General features: G+C 54.5%; 1 rRNA gene. It reads left to right on the top strand.

The annotated features are described in order from the left end of the window. Nucleotides 1-207: 207 nt before the first annotated feature. Nucleotides 208-637 (top strand): 23S ribosomal RNA (locus tag OU792_RS18610); the annotation flags it as partial.

Raw genomic sequence — 637 nt, 5'->3', positions numbered from 1 at the left:
GTAGCCGTACCGGAAGGTGCGGCTGGAACACCTCCTTTCTGGAAAGAAAACCTGTCGGTATTGGAAGAAGTACTGCTGTGCACATTTCACGTGATCCGCTTTCGGGGCTCAGGGCCCCGGTGAGAAGCGGAAGCAAGTTCATTGACATATTGCGTAGAAACTGTAACAGAGTATTTGCTGCGAGAGCAGCGGATAATAAGATTAAAAGAGTAAGTGAATAAGGGCGCACGGGGGATGCCTAGGCTCTCAGAGGCGAGGAAGGACGTGCCAAGCTGCGAAAAGCCGCGGGGATCGGCTGAGGCGAAATGATCCGCGGATGTCCGAATGGGGCAACCCAGTCCTTTAAGGACTATGTCGAAAGACAGGCGAACGTGGGGAACTGAAACATCTAAGTACCCACAGGAGGAGAAAACAACAGTGATTCCGGTAGTAGTGGCGAGCGAACCCGGATTAGCCCAAACCCAGGCTGTTTCGGCAGGCTGGGGGTAGTAGGACCTGCATGATTTCAAACAAGGAGACGGGAACGGCATGGGAAGGCCGACCGCAGGGGGTGAGAGTCCCGTACTGGAATTTTTGTTTGTGAGGCGGGTATCCTGAGTAGGCCGGGACAGGAGAAATCCCGGTTGAATCTGCCGGC

This window comes from Algoriphagus sp. NF (assembly GCF_028823735.1).
GTDB classification, from domain to species: Bacteria; Bacteroidota; Bacteroidia; order Cytophagales; family Cyclobacteriaceae; genus Algoriphagus; species Algoriphagus marincola.
This window is presented reverse-complemented; position numbering and strand designations above follow the sequence as displayed.